Annotated in this window: 12 protein-coding genes and 1 tRNA gene; 5 read left to right on the top strand and 8 right to left on the bottom strand. The window is 73.1% G+C overall.

The genetic code is table 11. The annotated features are described in order from the left end of the window. Positions 1–12 precede the first annotated feature (12 nt). The 5 genes from ACP4J0_RS09550 to ACP4J0_RS09530 form a co-directional block, all read right to left on the bottom strand. A complete protein-coding gene (locus ACP4J0_RS09550; RefSeq protein ID WP_426598194.1) occupies positions 13–894 on the bottom strand; it encodes a hypothetical protein in 882 nt (293 codons plus the stop codon). A gap of 197 nt (positions 895–1,091) precedes the next feature. Next, positions 1,092–4,088, bottom strand: coding sequence for a S53 family peptidase (locus ACP4J0_RS09545; protein ID WP_426598193.1), 2,997 nt, complete (start codon positions 4,086–4,088; stop codon positions 1,092–1,094). A gap of 430 nt (positions 4,089–4,518) precedes the next feature. Then, positions 4,519–5,169 carry an endonuclease gene (locus tag ACP4J0_RS09540; RefSeq protein WP_426598192.1) on the bottom strand — a complete coding sequence of 217 codons (651 nt, stop codon included), beginning with the start codon at positions 5,167–5,169 and terminating at the stop codon, positions 4,519–4,521. A gap of 2 nt (positions 5,170–5,171) precedes the next feature. Beyond that, positions 5,172–5,504 (bottom strand): DUF3140 domain-containing protein, encoded by a 333-nt coding sequence (locus ACP4J0_RS09535; protein WP_426598191.1) that lies wholly within the window; start codon positions 5,502–5,504, stop codon positions 5,172–5,174. Between the two features lie 333 nt (positions 5,505–5,837). Further along, positions 5,838–6,647: an alpha/beta hydrolase gene (locus ACP4J0_RS09530; RefSeq protein ID WP_426598190.1), complete on the bottom strand. Its 810-nt coding sequence runs from the start codon at positions 6,645–6,647 to the stop codon at positions 5,838–5,840. A gap of 139 nt (positions 6,648–6,786) precedes the next feature. On the opposite strand from ACP4J0_RS09530, the gene ACP4J0_RS09525 reads away from it, so the two are divergent. From ACP4J0_RS09525 to ACP4J0_RS09510, 4 genes are all read left to right on the top strand, one after another. After that, on the top strand, positions 6,787–7,974 hold the full coding sequence (locus ACP4J0_RS09525) for a thiolase family protein (RefSeq protein WP_426598189.1): 1,188 nt from the start codon (positions 6,787–6,789) through the stop codon (positions 7,972–7,974). 128 nt (positions 7,975–8,102) lie between these two features. Beyond that, positions 8,103–9,614: a long-chain-fatty-acid--CoA ligase gene (locus ACP4J0_RS09520; RefSeq protein ID WP_426598188.1), complete on the top strand. Its 1,512-nt coding sequence runs from the start codon at positions 8,103–8,105 to the stop codon at positions 9,612–9,614. Between the two features lie 64 nt (positions 9,615–9,678). Beyond that, complete coding sequence (locus tag ACP4J0_RS09515; protein ID WP_426598187.1) at positions 9,679–10,464, top strand: sulfite exporter TauE/SafE family protein; 786 nt, start codon at positions 9,679–9,681, stop codon at positions 10,462–10,464. Positions 10,465–10,483: 19 nt separating this feature from the next. After that, positions 10,484–11,302: a cobalt-precorrin-6A reductase gene (locus tag ACP4J0_RS09510; protein WP_426598186.1), complete on the top strand. Its 819-nt coding sequence runs from the start codon at positions 10,484–10,486 to the stop codon at positions 11,300–11,302. A 171-nt stretch (positions 11,303–11,473) separates the two neighbouring features. Here ACP4J0_RS09510 and ACP4J0_RS09505 read toward each other — a convergent pair whose 3' ends face one another. From ACP4J0_RS09505 to ACP4J0_RS09495, 3 genes are all read right to left on the bottom strand, one after another. After that, on the bottom strand, positions 11,474–13,546 hold the full coding sequence (locus ACP4J0_RS09505) for an MDR family MFS transporter (protein ID WP_426598185.1): 2,073 nt from the start codon (positions 13,544–13,546) through the stop codon (positions 11,474–11,476). Positions 13,547–13,648: 102 nt separating this feature from the next. Beyond that, positions 13,649–14,422, bottom strand: a complete 774-nt coding sequence (cobF, locus tag ACP4J0_RS09500) for a precorrin-6A synthase (deacetylating) (RefSeq protein WP_426598184.1) — start codon at positions 14,420–14,422, stop codon at positions 13,649–13,651. Positions 14,423–14,539: 117 nt separating this feature from the next. Next, positions 14,540–15,079, bottom strand: a complete 540-nt coding sequence (locus ACP4J0_RS09495; RefSeq protein WP_426598183.1) for a DUF309 domain-containing protein — start codon at positions 15,077–15,079, stop codon at positions 14,540–14,542. Positions 15,080–15,178: 99 nt separating this feature from the next. On the opposite strand from ACP4J0_RS09495, the gene ACP4J0_RS09490 reads away from it, so the two are divergent. Further along, positions 15,179–15,252, top strand: a tRNA-Pro gene (locus tag ACP4J0_RS09490). The last annotated feature ends 337 nt before the right edge of the window (positions 15,253–15,589 follow it).

Here is a 15,589-nt window from a genome sequence, read left to right as displayed (position 1 = left end):
GGGGAGCCGGCGTCAGTCCGGGTCGGTGGGCTGCGGGGACGGGGTTCCGCCGTGCAGGACGGTTTTCAGGCGCTCGGTGCCCTGTCGCACCCCCTGTTCCACGTACGCGAGCTCGCCGCCGTCCAGGCCGCCGCCCGTGACGGTGAGGGCGGAGGTGCCGACGCGTACGGCTGCGATGTCGAGGGTGAGGGTGGCCGGGGTGTCGGCGGCGGTGCCCTGGACGGTCACGTGCAGGCCCTCGCGGGCGTCGCCCACGTCGGGCACCGAGGACTCGGTCACCTGGACCGTGCGCTTGTCCCCGTTGTCGTCGGTCGCGGTGAACTGGTCGCACTTCTGCGGCAGGGAGTCCAGCCACTTCAGGCGGTCGTCGAGCCCGGCGCGGTCGTAGCCGGCGACCTGCTCCAGCAGGCGGGAGTCGCCCTGCTCGAAACCGGTGAGCGCCGACGGGCCCGACGGCTCGCCCAGCAGGTCGTCCCGGTAGAGCGAGTCCAGCAGTTTCTGGCAGTCGGCGGCGTCGGTCCTGGCCGTGAGGAAGTCGGACACGTCGACCTCGCCGACGAGCAGCCGGTCGCGCCACTTGTCCGCGTCCTGGACCTGGTTCCAGTCGCCCTCCAGGTCGGCCTCGGTGAGCAGGGCGGCCCTGGCGCCGGATTCGGTGAGGGCCGCGGCGGCGGTCGGGGAGGCCGTCGAGGAGCCGGTCGGGGACCCGGTGGGGGAGCCGGTCGGGGACGCGGTGGGAGCCTGTTTCGCCGCGGCCCGGGCGGACTCCCCGGCCGCGGTGTCGGGGGCGGCGCCCGGAGCGCCGTCGTCCGAGCAGGCCGCCGTGGCCAGCAGCGCCCCGGCCGCGAGCGCGGAGGCGAGGAGACGGACGGGGTGGGGCGGACGACGGCTCATCGCGGATGCCTCCTGAGGGACGTGGCACTGTGCCCCAAGGGCATCACCGCGTCCTCGGGGCCACCAGTGCGCGGGGCCGACCGGGTGACGGCGCGACCACCGGTCGCGGTGCCCGGCCGGCCACGACAAGGGCCCTGTCCCCGCCGCCGGAAGGGTGGCGAGGACAGGGCCCTTGCCCTGGGCTGTGCGCCGAGGCGCTACATGTAGTAGCCGAACAGGTCGGCGATCACATGCACGCTGCCGGCGTTCGGACGGAAGTCGATCTTTCCGTTGACGACCGGTACGGTCACCAGGTTGGCCACGGTCTGGCCCTTGACCCAGTTGACGCTGGAGGCGTTGGGCAGCGCGGTCCCGTCGGGCCAGACGGTCAGGAAGCCGCTGGACGTCGGGGCGGTGACGGTGACGTTGAGGACCACGGCCTTGGCCTTCGCCAGGGTGTGGCCGTCGTCGACGTTCAGCACCAGCGTGGCGCCGCCGGGCACCGGGGTGTTGCGGGCGGTGCCGAGGGCGTAGCGGGTGTCGAGCAGTCTGCTCGGGCCCGCGGTGTGGAAGGACGAGCCCGTCGTGTCGGCCGTGAAGTAGCCGGCGACGTCCGCGACGAAGTGGACGGTGCCGTAACCGGCGTTGAACAGGTTCACCTTGCCGTCGGTGCCGATGGGCAGCACGACCATGTTCGGACGGGTCTGCCCCTTGAGCCAGTTGATGTTCGACGACTCCGTGCGGGTGGCGCCGTTCGGGTAGGCGATCAGGTGGCCGGTGGAGGCCGGTGCGGTGGCGGTGATGTTGAGGACCACGGCGGTCGCCCCCGCGGCCGGCACGCCGCCGGCGCCCGCGACCTTCAGGGAGACGGTGCCCCTGCCCGCGACGGGCGTCCTGGTGGACACGCCGATGGCGTTACGGGTGTCGAGGACGCGGGACGGACCCTTGGGCAGGTAGGTGCCGCCGCCGGCTTCGGTGGAGTAGTAGCCGGCGACGTCCGCGACGAAGTGGACGGTGCCGCTGGAGGCGTTGAACAGGCTGACCGAGCCGTCCTTGCCGACGGGGACGGTCACCAGGTTCGGGATGATCTCGCCCTTGAGCCAGTTCATGTTCGACGACTGGGGGCGGGTGGTGCCGCTCGGGTAGGCGATGAGGTGGCCGGTCGCGGTGGGCGAGGCGGCGGTGACGTTGACGACGACCGCGGTGACACCGGTGGCCGGGACGCCGCCGGCGCCGGTCACCTTCAGGTTGACCGTGCCGTTCGCGGCGACCGGGGAGGTGCCGGCGCGGCCGAGGCCGTAGCGGGTGTCCAGGACGCGGGTCGGGGTCAGCGCGTTGAACGTACTGGCCGCGGAGCGCGGGACGGCGGCGCACAGACCCTTGACGATCTCGCGGCCGTTGGGCGTGCCGAGGCCGGTGGCGAGGTCGTAGCCGGTGCCGGCCAGGTACTGGCCGCTGTGGTTGCCGGACTCGGTCAGGTTGTTGTTGCCGGTGGTGACGTCCCGGAACGCGGTGGCCGGCAGCCGGTACAGCGCGTTGTGCGCGTGGCCGACGGTGCCGTTGGCCTGGCAGGCGAGGTCCTGGTCGGCCTGCGCCATCAGCGCGGCCCACACCGGAGCGGCGCCGCTGGTGCCGCCGATGATGTGCCAGTACTGCCCGCCGGTGCTGGTGCGACCGAAGGCGACCGGGTAGCCGGTGGCCGGGTCGCCGACCGCGGACACGTCCGGGACCTGACGGCAGGTCTCGCCCGAGCCGGCGGCGCAGACGTTGGCGTAGCCGGTACCGGTTCGGTTCTGGAAGCTGCCGGAGGCGAGCTTGGCGCGCTGGGAGACGCCGCCGCCCGAGCCGGTCCAGGTGGTCTGGCCGGTGACGGCTCCGCGCATGGTGGTGCCGCCGACCCCGAGGACGTACGGCGAGCTCGACGGCCAGTCGGTGACCAGCCGGTCGGCGTTGGGCGCGTCGTAGTACGGGTTGTAGCAGCCCGTGGAGCCGCTGTCGCCGGAGGCGGCGACGACGGTCTGGCCCTGCGCGGCGGCCTGCTGGTAGAGCAGGTTCTCGGCGTCCATCACCTCGGTGGGCGTGTTCGCCTCGCACAGGCCCCAGCTGATCGAGACGACCTTGGCGCGGTTGTCGGTGACGATCCGGCGCAGCACGGCCGTGGCGTCGTCCCAGGTGTTCTCGCCCTGGTAGACGAGGACCTTGGCCTGCGGGACGAGACCGATGACGGTCTGCACGTCCAGCGCGGTCTCCATGCCGACACCGGTGTCGATGCCGGACGGCTCGGAGGGGCCGCCGTTGACCCGCACGGAGCTGACCGAGGCCTTGGTGCCGTGGCAGGCCTGGTAACTGTTGATGTCGCGCAGGTCGTAGTTCTCCAGCGAGTAGACGGCGACGGTGGTGCCTGTCTGCACGTTGGGCTGGTCCGCCATGTTGTACGCGGCCGCCAGCGACCGGGCGCTCCAGTAGTCCTGCTTGTCGTACGCGGCCGGGGAGCCGTCCGAGGCGGTCCCGTACAGGTTCTTGATGTCGGCGCACATCGTGCCGGTGGTGCCGGTCAGCCGGGGCTGGCGGGCGCCGTCCGGGGCCGTCTGCAGCCGGGCCGGGCCCTTGGCGCCGGAGTTGCGCGGTACGTAGCCCGCGAGCGTGCTCAGGCCGACCACCGCCCGGACGTCACCGGCGATCTCGCCGGCGAACCGCGGGGCGCGGGTGTTGGTGAACCCGGTCCCGCCGTCCTTGAGCCGGTAGCCGTCGAAGTCGGTCGCGAAGGCCTCGGCGGCCTTGCCGACCGTCGCGTGCACGGGCAGGGTGAGACCGTCGGGCTCCAGCGTGCCGACCTCGAGCCCCCGGGCCGCGAGCTCCGCGCGGACCTGGGCGACAGTCTGCGGCGACGCGCCGAAGCGGCCCGCGAACTCGCCCGTGCCGAGGTACTTGCGGTAGTTCGGGGATCCAGGGTCGGAGACCTCGGCGAGGAATCGGTTCAGCGCCGCCGGGTCGCGCGGCTCCAGGACCACGCTGAGATCGAGCGCCTGACCCGCCGCCGGGTCCGCCGCGCGCACCGCTCCCGCCGGGATCTTCGGAGCGCCGCCGACCCGCTGCGGGGTCGGCTCGTCCGCCGCGCCGGCGTACGACATCGGTGCCATGGTGACGACCGTGGCCAGGGCGGCCGCGGTCGCCGTCCCCCATCTGAACGCCTTCTCGCGGGCGGTTCTGCCCATGCACACTCCCTCTTCGTCGGTTCCCCGCCGCCCGTGTGCGTGGAGGCAGGTGGAACCGCGGAAGGGCGCGCCCGTGCGAACACGGGCGGAAGCGTGAAGAGTCGCGTGCGAAAAGGTCCGGCATGACCGGACCTCGGAAAAGCCCCCCCGGCGATGTCACCGCTCCCACACGGTGGACGACGGCCAGACCCGAATCTCTATCAGGCTCAAGATCGGCTCGCCAAGCCGGAGGACTGGCGTGATCGTATCGTGACCATGACAAGTTGGGGTGTTCGTGACCAAAGCCGCCGTGCCGTCGGGGCGAAGGCGGTGTCGGTCATGTGGAGTGTGCTCGTGCAGGTGTCCGGGGGTGCGGCGCTGTTTCCGCCGACGGGGCCGGCGCCCGCGAGTGCGTCGCGGCCGTCGGGGGCCGGTCCCGTGGTGGGTGCGTTCAGCCGGCGCGGTCGAGGGTGTCCCGGCCGACCTCCTTGTCCACCGCCGCGCGTACCAGCGCGGCCGCGAGGACGGCGGGCTCCGTCGTCCCGGCCAGGGAGACGAGCCGGTCCGGGTCCGCGGGCAGGCCGAGGCGTTCCGCGCCTTGGAGGGCCTTGCGGTCCAGATAGGGGGCCACCTCCGGCCAGACGCCCTGGACCTCGCGCAGGAAGATGTCCGCGCCCGTCGGGCCCACTCCGGGGAACTCCTGGAGCAGACGGCGCACTTCGGGCACCTCGCCGTCCGCCTCCTCGCGCAGTCGCCGCAGGTCACCGCCCCATCGCTCGGTCAGCAGTTCGGCGGCCTCGCCGAGTTGGGCGGCCGTGCGCTCGTCGTAGCGCCGGTAGCCGCCCCGGCCCAGCGCGTCCACCCGCTCCTGCCAGTCGGCGTCGGCCATGCGGCGCGGGTCGCGCAGCCCCGCCTCGCTCAGGGCGCGGGCGGCGGCCACGGCGACCGAGCCGCGGATGCGGGCGCTCAGCAGATGGGCGAGGACCAGCAGCCGGTACAGCGGCTGCGGGGTGTCCTTCAGCCGGATGCCCGCCTCCTCGGCGTACGTCCGCCCGTGGGCGCCGACGAGTTCCCGTACGACGCTCCGCTGGTCACGGCTCACGGCTACGGTTTCAGCGGGTCGTGGCCGACCGTCATCAGCCGGTGCCGCAGCCGGGTGTCCTCGGCCCGGGGCTCGTTCTCCAGGTCGGTCTGCGACGTCACGAGGTCCACGACCTTGCGCATCGCCCGGAGGTCGTCCTCCGTCAGGTCCGTGCGCCGCTTCTGCAGGATCGCGAGGACGTGCTGACCGAGCGGCGAGCCGGCGTCGTCCGGCACCGGCTCGGTCAGTTCGCCGGAGTCGCGTACCCGCAGCCAGTCCGAGAGTTCCGCGGAGGTCATGTTCACGACGCGGTGGAAGTCCTCCCACAGCGCGTCGAGTTCGAGGGCGTCGGCCATGAGGTGCCCCTCTTTTCGTCGTGCGTATGTGCGTACTGCGCGGTCGTACGGAGCGGGGCGACGCGCTCGTCCGCGTCGGCGCCTTCCCGGATGCCCGACGTCTGCCCCGGACCGGGGCGGGCCCCGGCACCGGGTGCGCACCGGGCAACGGGCGCGGACGCTCGGTGGCCTCGGTGTCCCGCCGGGCCGGTCCTGCCGGCCCACCGGGAGGAACAGTGGGGGTTCCGCATCCACACGGGCGGCGCGGCGCAACCACTCCATGGGGGCGCGGGTGCCCATGGGGCACCGGGGGCAAACGCTCCGGCCGGGCGCCGGGGTGAACGCCCCGGCCGGTCAGCGGGCGAGCACGCCGTCCAGGAAGCGGGTGACGTCGGCGAACACCTCCGCGCGGTTCGTCTCGTTGAAGATCTCGTGCCGGGCTCCCGGATAGATCCGCTCGGTCAGGTCTCCGCCGCTGAGCCGCTCGACGCCGACGCGGCTGCCGGGCAGCGGTACCAGCCGGTCGTCGTCGCCGTGCGCCCACAGCAGCGGCAGCCGGCCGACGTCGCCTTCCTTGGTCACGGTGTCCAGGGTCCGTACGAACGCCTGGGCCGTCGGCCGTTTCATGGGGCCGTGCCACACCAGCGGGTCCGCCGCGTACGCCGCCCCGACCGCCGGGTCCCGGGAGAGCGAGGCGGGGCTGATCGGGGTGTCGGGGATCTCGTCCAGGGCGAGGAGCCGGCGCGGCAGCTCCCAGTCGCCGATGACCGGTCCGGACAGCACCAGCGCGGTCAGCGTGCCGGGGTGGCGCTGGGCGTAGCGGGAGGCGATCAGGCCGCCCATGGAATGCCCGACCATGACCACCGGGAGGTCCGGGTGGGCCGTGCGGGCCCGCTCGGCCACGGCGTGCACGTCGGTGACCACGTCCTCGAAGTCCTCGATCAGCACCCGCTCGCCGTCCGACCGCCCGTGTCCGGTGTGGTCGGCGCCGTACACGGCCGCACCGTGCTCCGTCAGGACGCCGGCCACCTCTTCGTAGCGGCCGATGTGCTCGCCGTAGCCGTGTACCAGCAGCGCCACATACGTGGGCCGCTCGGCGGGCCACTCGCGGGTGGTGAGGCGTCCCCGGGTTCCGGTCAGGACGTGTTCGCGGGGCTCGGTCATGTCTCCTCCGGCTGGCGTCGGTGAAGGTCACCGGGGGATCTTCCCAGGGAGCCGCCCGGAGGTCTATAGTCCAAAACTAGCAGTGCTAATTAAGTGTTCGCTCGCCGCCCGGCGACCGAGTGACGGTCAGGAGTCCCCCGTGCGTCCCGTCCACTTCGCGGCCGCCCGCCGCACCCCGATCGGCAAGCTCCGCGGCGCCCTGTCCACCGTGCGGCCCGACGACCTCGCCGCCACCGTGATCCGGGGCCTGGTCGCCGACGTGCCCGCGCTCGACCCCGCCCGCGTCGACGACGTCTACTGGGGCGCCGCCAACCAGGCGGGCGAGGACAACCGCAACGTCGCCCGCATGGCCGCCCTGCTCGCCGGCCTGCCCGAGTCCGTGCCCGGCGCCACGGTGAACCGGCTCTGCGCCTCCGGTCTGGAGGCCGTGACCACCGCCGCCCGCACCATCGCCGCCGGCGAGGCCGACATCGTCCTCGCGGGCGGCTCGGAGTCGATGAGCCGCGCCCCCTTCGTGCTGCCCCGCCCCGACGAGGCCCTGCCGCACCGCATCGAGACCGCCGACACCAGACTCGGCTGGCGCCTGGTCAATCCGGCGATGAAGGACCTGCACGGCCTGCTGGCCATGGGAGAGACCGCCGAGGAGGTCGCCGAGCGGTACGGCGTCCCGCGCGAACGCCAGGACGCGTTCGCCCTGCGCAGCCACCGGCTGGCCGCCGAGGCCCGCAAAAACGGGCATTTCACCGACGAGCTGCTCCCCGTCGAGCGTCCCGACGGCGTGGTCGTCGACACCGACGAGTGCGTCCGCGAGGACACGTCCCTGGAGAAGCTGGGCCGCCTGAAGCCCGTCTTCCGCCCCGGCGGCACGGTCACCGCGGGCAACGCCTCCCCGATGAACGACGGCGCCGCCGGACTCCTGCTGGTCAGCGAGGAGGCCCTCGACGACCTGGGCCTGGAGTCCCTCGGCCGCTACGTCGCCGGCGGCTCGGCGGGCGTCCACCCGGACGTCATGGGCATCGGCCCCGTCCCCGCGACCCGCAGGGTCCTCGCCCGGGCCGGCTGGAACGTCGGCGACCTCGCGGAGGCCGAGTTCAACGAGGCGTTCGCCGCCCAGGCCCTCGCCTGCGTGGATCAGCTGGGCATCGACCCGGACCTGGTCAACCCCAGCGGAGGTGCCATCGCGCTCGGCCACCCGCTCGGCTGCTCCGGCGCCCGCATCCTGACCACCCTGCTCCACCGCATGCGCCGCACGGGAGCGGCCCGCGGGCTCGCCACGATGTGCGTCGGCGTGGGGCAGGGCAGCGCGGTCCTCGTCGAACGGCACTAGGGACTGGCTGAACGGCACCAGGGACTGGCCGAACCGCACCAGGGACTGGCCGAACCGCACGGGGGACCGGCCAGCCGCACACCACCCACCCTCCGCAGAGCCGCAGCAAGGAAACGGAGCAACACCCCATGGCAACCCTCTCCGTCGCCGCCGTACTCGCCGAGAACGCCCGACGCCGTCCCGACAAGGAGGCACTGGTCGAGGGCGACCTGCGGCTCACCTTCGCCGAGGTGTGGCAGCGGGCCCGGGCCCGGGCCGGCGCCCTCACCGGCCTGGGCGTCCGGCCGGGGGACCGGGTCGCGCTGATGGCGCCGAACACCGCCGACTTCCCCGTGGCCTACTACGCGATCGCCGCGACCGGTGGCGTCGTCGTACCGGTTCACCTGCTGCTGTCACCCGCCGAGGTCGAGCACGTCCTGCGCGACAGCGGCGCCACGCTGCTGCTGTGCCACCCGGCGCAGGCGGAGACCGGGGCGGCCGCGGCGCGGGAGGCGGGCGTCCGGGTGATCACCCTCGGCGACGAGTTCGACAAGCTCGCGGCCGACGCCGAGCCGCTGCCCTCGTACGTCACCCGCGACGCCGACGACCCGGCCGTCGTCTTCTACACCAGCGGCACCACGGGCGTCCCCAAGGGCGCGGTGCTCAGCCACTTCAACCTGGTGATGAACGCGACCGTCAACGCCTTCGACGCCAACGACATCCGGCCCGACGACGTCGCGCTCGGCGCGCTCCCGCTGTTCCACGCCTTCGGCCAGACCGTCTCCCTGAACTCCACCTGGCGGGCGGGTGCCACCCTCGTCCTGCTGCCGCGCTTCGACGCGGCGCGCGCGATCGAACTGATGGTGAGGGAGAAGGTCAACACCTTCCACGGGGTGCCGACCATGTTCGTCGCACTCGCCGCCGCGGCGGCCGGGGCCGACGCCCTGCCCGGCCTGCGGGTGTGCGTCTCCGGCGGCGCCTCGCTGCCGGTCGCCGTGCTGGAGCGGTTCGAGGAGGCCTTCGGCGCCAGGATCTACGAGGGGTACGGGCTGTCGGAGACCTCCCCGGCGGCGGCCGTGAACCAGCCGGTGTTCGGTGCCAAACCCGGCACGATCGGCCACCCGCTGTGGGGCGTGGACGTCGAGATCGCCCGCGCGGAGGCCGAGGACGGCATCGAGCTGCTGCCGCCCGGTGAGCTGGGTGAGGTCGTCGTGCGCGGCCACAACGTCTTCTCCGGCTACCTGGGCCGGCCCGAGGCCACCGCCGAGGCGCTCGTCGACGGCTGGTTCCGCACCGGGGACCTCGGCACCAAGGACGACGAGGGGTTCCTCAGGATCGTCGACCGGAAGAAGGACATCATCATCCGCGGCGGTTACAACGTCTATCCGCGCGAGGTCGAGGAGGTGCTGATGCGCCACCCCGGCGTCGCGCAGGTCGCCGTCATCGGCCTCCCGGACGAACTGCACGGCGAGGAGGTGTGCGCCGTCGTCGTCCCCGCCCCCGGTGCGACGCCGGACGCCGCCGAGGTCACCGAGTGGTCCAAGCAGTACCTCGGCAGGTACAAGTACCCGCGCCGCGTGGAGTTCACGGACGCGCTGCCGCTGGGCCCGAGCATGAAGGTGCTGAAGCGGGAGCTGCGGGTGCGGTACGCGGTCGGCTAAGGGGCCACTTGGCGAGACGGTGCTTACGGCGTCGGTCGGGTGCCGCATAGCATCAGTGCCCGCAATGGACATCATGACGCACTGGCACCTCACCGGCTGGGAGTTCGCCGCCCTCGCCCTCGCCGCCTTCCTCGTCGGCTTCTCCAAGACCGCCGTGAGCGGGGCCAACACGGTCAGTCTCGCGATCTTCGCGGCGATCCTGCCCGCCCGTGCCTCCACCGGCATCCTGCTGCCGGTCCTGATCGCGGGTGACGTCCTGGCCGTCCTCACGTACCGGCGCCACGCGCACTGGCCCACGCTGTGGCGGCTGTTTCCGGCCGTGGGGGCCGGCGTGGCCGCCGGCACCGTGTTCCTGGTGTGGGCGAACGACGCGCTCGTACGGACCTCGATCGGCGTGATCCTGCTGCTCATGGCCGGGGTGACGGTGTGGCGCCGACGGCAGGCCGACGCGGCCGGGCAGCCGGCCGAACAGCCGGACGGGACGATGTCGCGGGCCGGCCGGGTGAAGGCCCGCTCGTACGGCGTCCTCGGCGGTTTCACCACGATGGTCGCCAACGCGGGCGGCCCGGTGATGTCGATGTACCTGCTCTCCGCGGGCTTCCGGAAGCTGGGATTCCTGGGCACGTCGGCCTTCTTCTTCCTGATCGTCAACGTCTCCAAGCTGCCCTTCAGCGCCGGCCTCGGCCTGATCGACGGCCACTCGCTGGTCCTCGACGCCGCACTCGTGGTGTTCGTGGTGCCCGGTGCGTTCATCGGCAAATGGGCTGTGAACCGGATCAACCAGCGCCTGTTCGAGCGGTTGGTGATCGCGGCGACGGTGGTGGGGGGCCTCCAGCTCCTGGTGCACTGACGGCCCGTAGTCTCGACGCATGTCCTGTCCGGTCCCGTCGTCCAGCCCGCTGCCGTCCCCGTCCCGCTCGTCCCCGTCCCGCCCGTCCCGCCCGTCCCGCCACGTGCTGATCCTCGGCGGCACCACCGAGGCCCGTCGGCTGGCCGCCGACCTGACCGCGTGTCCCGGTGTCCGCGTCACCACCTCCCTCGCGGGACGCGTGACCCGGCCGGGCCCCCTCGCCGGTGACGTGCGGACCGGCGGCTTCGGCGGACCGGAAGGACTGGCCGCCTGGCTGCGCGAGCAGCACGTGGACGCCCTCGTCGACGCGACCCACCCCTTCGCCGGGACCATCACGGCGAACGCGGTCCGCGCCGCGGCGGCCACCGGCGTCCCCGCGGTGATCCTGCGCCGCCCCGGCTGGCAGGCCGGCCCCGGTGACCACTGGCATCCGGTCGCCTCCCTCGCCGAGGCGGCCGACCGGCTCCCGAGCCTCGGCCGCCGCGTGTTCCTGACCACCGGCCGCCTGGGTCTGGCCGCCTTCGCGCACCTGACCGGCCTCCACTTCGTCGTTCGCTCGGTGGAGCCCCCCGAGCCGCCCCTCCCGCCGGACACCCGTGTCGTGCTGGCCCGCGGCCCGTTCACGGTGGCCGACGAGACGGCCCTCCTGCGCGATCACCGCATCGACGTCCTGGTGACCAAGGACAGCGGGGGAGCGGCCACCGCGGCCAAGCTCACGGCTGCCCGCGAGCTGGTGCTGCCGGTGGTGGTGGTTCGCAGGCCCCCGCTGCCGGAGGGTGTGCGGGTGGTGCCCGACGTGCCGGCGGTACTGGAGCGTCTGGGCCTCGGCGGACCGTGACCGTGTCCGTGACCGCTCGGAACCGGCGGACGGTGACCGGCCGGGGCCTCAGCGGACCATGACCGGGGTCCGGGCCGCACTGGGCCGTGACCGGGGTCCGGGCCACAGTGGACGGTGACCGGTCCGGGTCGCAGCGCGCACGAGAGCCGCGGGTGAGTGACCGGCCGGGTGTCAGCGGACCGTGACCGGCTGCCGCACGCGGCCCGGCAGGCCGTTGCCCAGGTCCTCGACCAGCAGGCGCTTCGCGATGGAGTCGAGCGCGGCGCGCAGTTCCGCGTCCGAGGGGCGGCCGACGTCCTGCTCCACCCGGTCCTCCAGCCAGGCGGTCCAGGCCCGTCCGATGACCAGCGCCTCGCGGGCGCCCGCGTCCGTGTGGGAGAGCAGGGAGCCGTGACGGGTCAGGAAGCCCTCCTCGACCATGCGGTCGAAGACCGGCAGCAGGACCTCCGGCGGCATCCGGCGGCGGGCGGCGATCAGGCCGAGGCTGGCGTGCCCGACCAGCCGGGTGAACAGCTCGACCTGCATGACGGCCCAGGCGCCGGCGATGTCGAGCCGGGTGTCGCTGTCCGCGATGATCCGGCGGGCGGTGTCCAGCTCCGTACTGCCGATGATCCTGCCGACGGCGGCCTCCAGCGCCCGTCTGCTGCTGGCGTCGTGCGGTGAGGCGAAGCCCTCGCCCATGTCGGTGGAGCCCATGCGGGCGCTGTCCCGCAGCTGGACCTGCTTGAGGAACAGGGCTACGAGGAAGCCGAGCGCCGCGACCGGCACCGTCCACAGGAACACGGTCTGGATGGTGTCCGCGTACGCGCCGATGACCGGCGCCGACGCGTCCGGCGGCAGCCGGTGCACGCCCTCCGGACTGGTCGCCGCGCCGCTGATCACGTCTGGGTCGGCGGCTCCGGTCTCCGCGGCGGCAGTGACGCCGTCCCGCAGGTTGGGGCCGAGCGCGTTGGCGTAGATCGTGCCGAAGACCGCGGTGCCGAAGGAGCTGCCCAGCGTGCGGAAGAAGGTGACGCCGGAGGTCGCGGTGCCGAGGTCGGCGTAGTCGACGGTGTTCTGCACGGCGATGGTCAGCACCTGCATGGACAGGCCGATGCCCGTGCCGAGCACGAACATGTACAGCGACTCCAGCCAGGCGCCCGTGGACGGGTCCATGAGCGACATCAGATACAGGCCGACGCCCATCACCAGGGTGCCCACGATCGGGAACAGCCGGTACCGCCCCGTCCTGCTGACCACGCTGCCGCTGAAGACCGACGCGATCAGCAGTCCGGCCACCATCGGCAGTGTCCGGACGCCCGAGACGGTGGCCGAGTCGCCGTCGACGTACTGCAGGTAGGTCGGCAGATACGTCAGCGCGCCGAGCATCGCGAAGCCGACGATGAAGCTGAGGACCGAGCAGACCGTGAACACCGGGTCGCGGAACAGCCGCATCGGCAGCATCGGTTCGTCCGCCCGGGTCTCCACCCAGCAGAACAGCCCGAGTGCGATCAGCCCTCCGGCGAACAGGCCGATGATGACTGCCGAGCCCCACGCGTACTCGTTGCCGCCCCAGCTCGTCGCCAGGATCAGTGCGCTCGCGCCGACCGCGACCAGTGCGATGCCCAGATAGTCGACGACGGGCCGGGCGGCCGACTTCACCACCGGGATGGTGCGGGCGGCGGCGATGACGACGACGATCGCGATGGGCACGTTGACGTAGAACGCCCAGCGCCAGGACAGGTGGTCGGTGAACAGCCCGCCCAGCAACGGCCCGATGACGGTCGCCACCCCGAACACCGCGCCGATGGCGCCCTGGTACTTGCCGCGCTCCCGCAGCGGGATGACGTCCGCGATCAGTGCCATCGACGTGACCATCAGCCCGCCCGCGCCGATGCCCTGCATCGCCCGCCAGATGATCAGCAGCGGCATGGTCGTGGCCAGCCCGCACAGGAACGAGCCCGTGATGAACACGATCGCCGAGACCTGGAAGACGACCTTCCGGCCGAACATGTCGCCGAACTTGCCGACCAGCACCGTCGCCACGGTCTCCGCGAGCAGGTACGAGGTCACCACCCACGACATGTGCTCGCCGCCGCCCAGGTCCGACACGATCGTCGGCAGCGCGGTGCCGACGATGGTCTGGTCCAGGGCCGCCAGCAGCATGCCCAGCATGATCGTGACGAAGACGACGTTGCGGCGGCGCCTGTCCAGCACGGGCGGCTGGGCGGCGGCGGCCCGTGGCGTTTCCTCGGCGACTGTCACACGGTCACGATCACACCGGTGCACCGGCCACGCATGCGGGGGCGGTCCGCCCGGGTGCAGCCACCGGACCGGCTGGTCAGCCGGTTCGGTGAGCCGGTCCGGTCAGCCGTCGCCGGGGTTGCGCCGCAGCAGATACGTGTCCATGATCCAGCCCTTGCGCTCCCGCGCCTGTGCGCGCAGCCGCTCGATGCGGGGCGCGGCCTCGGCGATCGGACCGGAGGCGAGGATCTCGTCGGGGGTGCCCAGGTAGGCGCCCCAGTAGATGTCGATGTCCTGATCCGCGTACTGCCGGAAGGCCTGGTGGGCGTCGAGCATCACCACGACGTCGTCCACGCCCTCCGGGAAGCCCTCCGAGAGCCGGCGCCCGGTGGTGATCTGCACCGGGCGCGCCACCCTGTTCAGCCCGGTGCGGTGCCGGGCGACGAGCGAGGAGACGCTGCTGATACCCGGCACGACGTCGTACTCGAACGCCACCGCGCCGCGCTCCGTGATCTCCTCCAGGATGCCCAGCGTGCTGTCGTACAGCGCCGGGTCGCCCCACACCAGGAACGCGCCGCTCTGGTCCTCGCCCAGTTCCTCGGCGATCAGCCGCTCGTAGATGCCGGCACGGGCGCTGCGCCAGTCCTCGACGGCGGGGGAGTACGCCGTGCCGCCCGCGCTCCGGTCCCGCTCGGGGTCGCGTGCCTCGACGATCCGGTACGTCCCCTCCGGTATGTGCGTCTCCAGCATGTCGAGGCGCAGCCGCACCAGGTCGGACTTCACCTCGCCCTTGTCCAGGACGAAGAACACGTCCGTGCTCCGCAGCGCCCGGACCGCCTGCAGGGTCAGCTGGTCGGGGTCGCCCGCGCCGATACCGATCACATGAATCTTCCGCACGCCACGAGTCTGCCGTACGCCACTGACAACGCCCCGGCCGGGCTCTCCCCAGCCCTGTGGCCGGGGCTCCCCTCAATCCCGGGGCCGGGCTCTCCCCGATCCCGCGGCCGGCGGATCTCAGCCCCGCAGCCGAGGCGCCCGCGCTCCCGCGTCCACGGGCGCGCCGCCCTCCACGTCCTGCGCCAGCTCCCGGGCCCACCCGGCGATCCGCCCCAGATCCATCCCGTGAGGGCGGTCCTGCCCGGACGCCGAAGCCGCCCACTCCGTCACCGCCCCGGCCCCGCGCCGCAGCAGCCTCGCCCCGCCGGTGACGTTGCCGCGGGCCGCGTGCGTGAGCCCCACGGCCAGCTGGGCCATCCCCCGCCACAGCTCCCGTTCCTCCTCGGGGCCCGACTTCCAGGCGTCCTCGAAGACCTCGTGCGCGTGGAACGGCCGCCCCGCGTCCAGCAGCCGCTGCGCCTCGGCGACCGTCTCCCCGGGGGCGCGCACGACGCCTTCCGGCTGGCGGGGGACGCCGTCCGCGCCGTACGGCAGGGGGCGTCCGAGCCCGTCCCGGGGCCGGGCGTTACGAGCGCGCCCCTCGCCGTCGCGGTCGCGCGCGTCCACCGGGCGGAGCGGGTCTGCGCTGTGTCGGGGGCTGTCGGCAGGGCTGTCCATGGGCCGATTGTCCCTCGCCCGTGCCCGCGTAGGAGTGGCCCGGTGGGTGGGGTAAAGTTCTCTACGCGTGATCGCGCGGTTCGCCGCGTGTGAGTACGCCGGGACGTGGCGCAGCTTGGTAGCGCACTTGACTGGGGGTCAAGGGGTCGCAGGTTCAAATCCTGTCGTCCCGACTGGAGACAGTCGCAGATCAGGGCCGGTTTCGGAAGCATCCGAAACCGGCCCTTGGTCATTCTCGGGACCGGTCGGGGACCGGCGTGCTCGACCGGAGTCAGCGGGTCACGACGATCGGGCTCGGCAGCGAGCGCGGTGCGCGCACCACGCTGAAGCGGGCGGAGAGCGCGGCGCCGGCGTCGGGAGGCGCACGGACACACGCGGACACACGCGGACACACGCGGGTGTCCCGCCCGGATGGTGTATGCGTCAACCGACGGGACGGCAGGGCAGATCCATTTGCCGCCCTCCCCGGTCGGAGGGACGATGAAAGTGCACTGCGGCGCCCCACGGCCG

Origin of the sequence: Streptomyces sp. WG7 (genome assembly GCF_049975785.1) — a bacterium.
Lineage (GTDB): Bacteria > Actinomycetota > Actinomycetes > Streptomycetales > Streptomycetaceae > Streptomyces.
This window is presented reverse-complemented; position numbering and strand designations above follow the sequence as displayed.

Coding starts and splice junctions, on each gene's coding strand:
- ACP4J0_RS09550 (WP_426598194.1), bottom strand. CDS start 894: ATGAGCCGTCGTCCGCCCCACCCCGTCCGTCTCCTCGCCTCCGCGCTC.
- ACP4J0_RS09545 (WP_426598193.1), bottom strand. CDS start 4,088: ATGGGCAGAACCGCCCGCGAGAAGGCGTTCAGATGGGGGACGGCGACC.
- ACP4J0_RS09535 (WP_426598191.1), bottom strand. CDS start 5,504: ATGGCCGACGCCCTCGAACTCGACGCGCTGTGGGAGGACTTCCACCGC.
- ACP4J0_RS09530 (WP_426598190.1), bottom strand. CDS start 6,647: ATGACCGAGCCCCGCGAACACGTCCTGACCGGAACCCGGGGACGCCTC.
- ACP4J0_RS09520 (WP_426598188.1), top strand. CDS start 8,103: ATGGCAACCCTCTCCGTCGCCGCCGTACTCGCCGAGAACGCCCGACGC.
- ACP4J0_RS09515 (WP_426598187.1), top strand. CDS start 9,679: ATGGACATCATGACGCACTGGCACCTCACCGGCTGGGAGTTCGCCGCC.
- ACP4J0_RS09510 (WP_426598186.1), top strand. CDS start 10,484: ATGTCCTGTCCGGTCCCGTCGTCCAGCCCGCTGCCGTCCCCGTCCCGC.
- ACP4J0_RS09495 (WP_426598183.1), bottom strand. CDS start 15,079: ATGGACAGCCCTGCCGACAGCCCCCGACACAGCGCAGACCCGCTCCGC.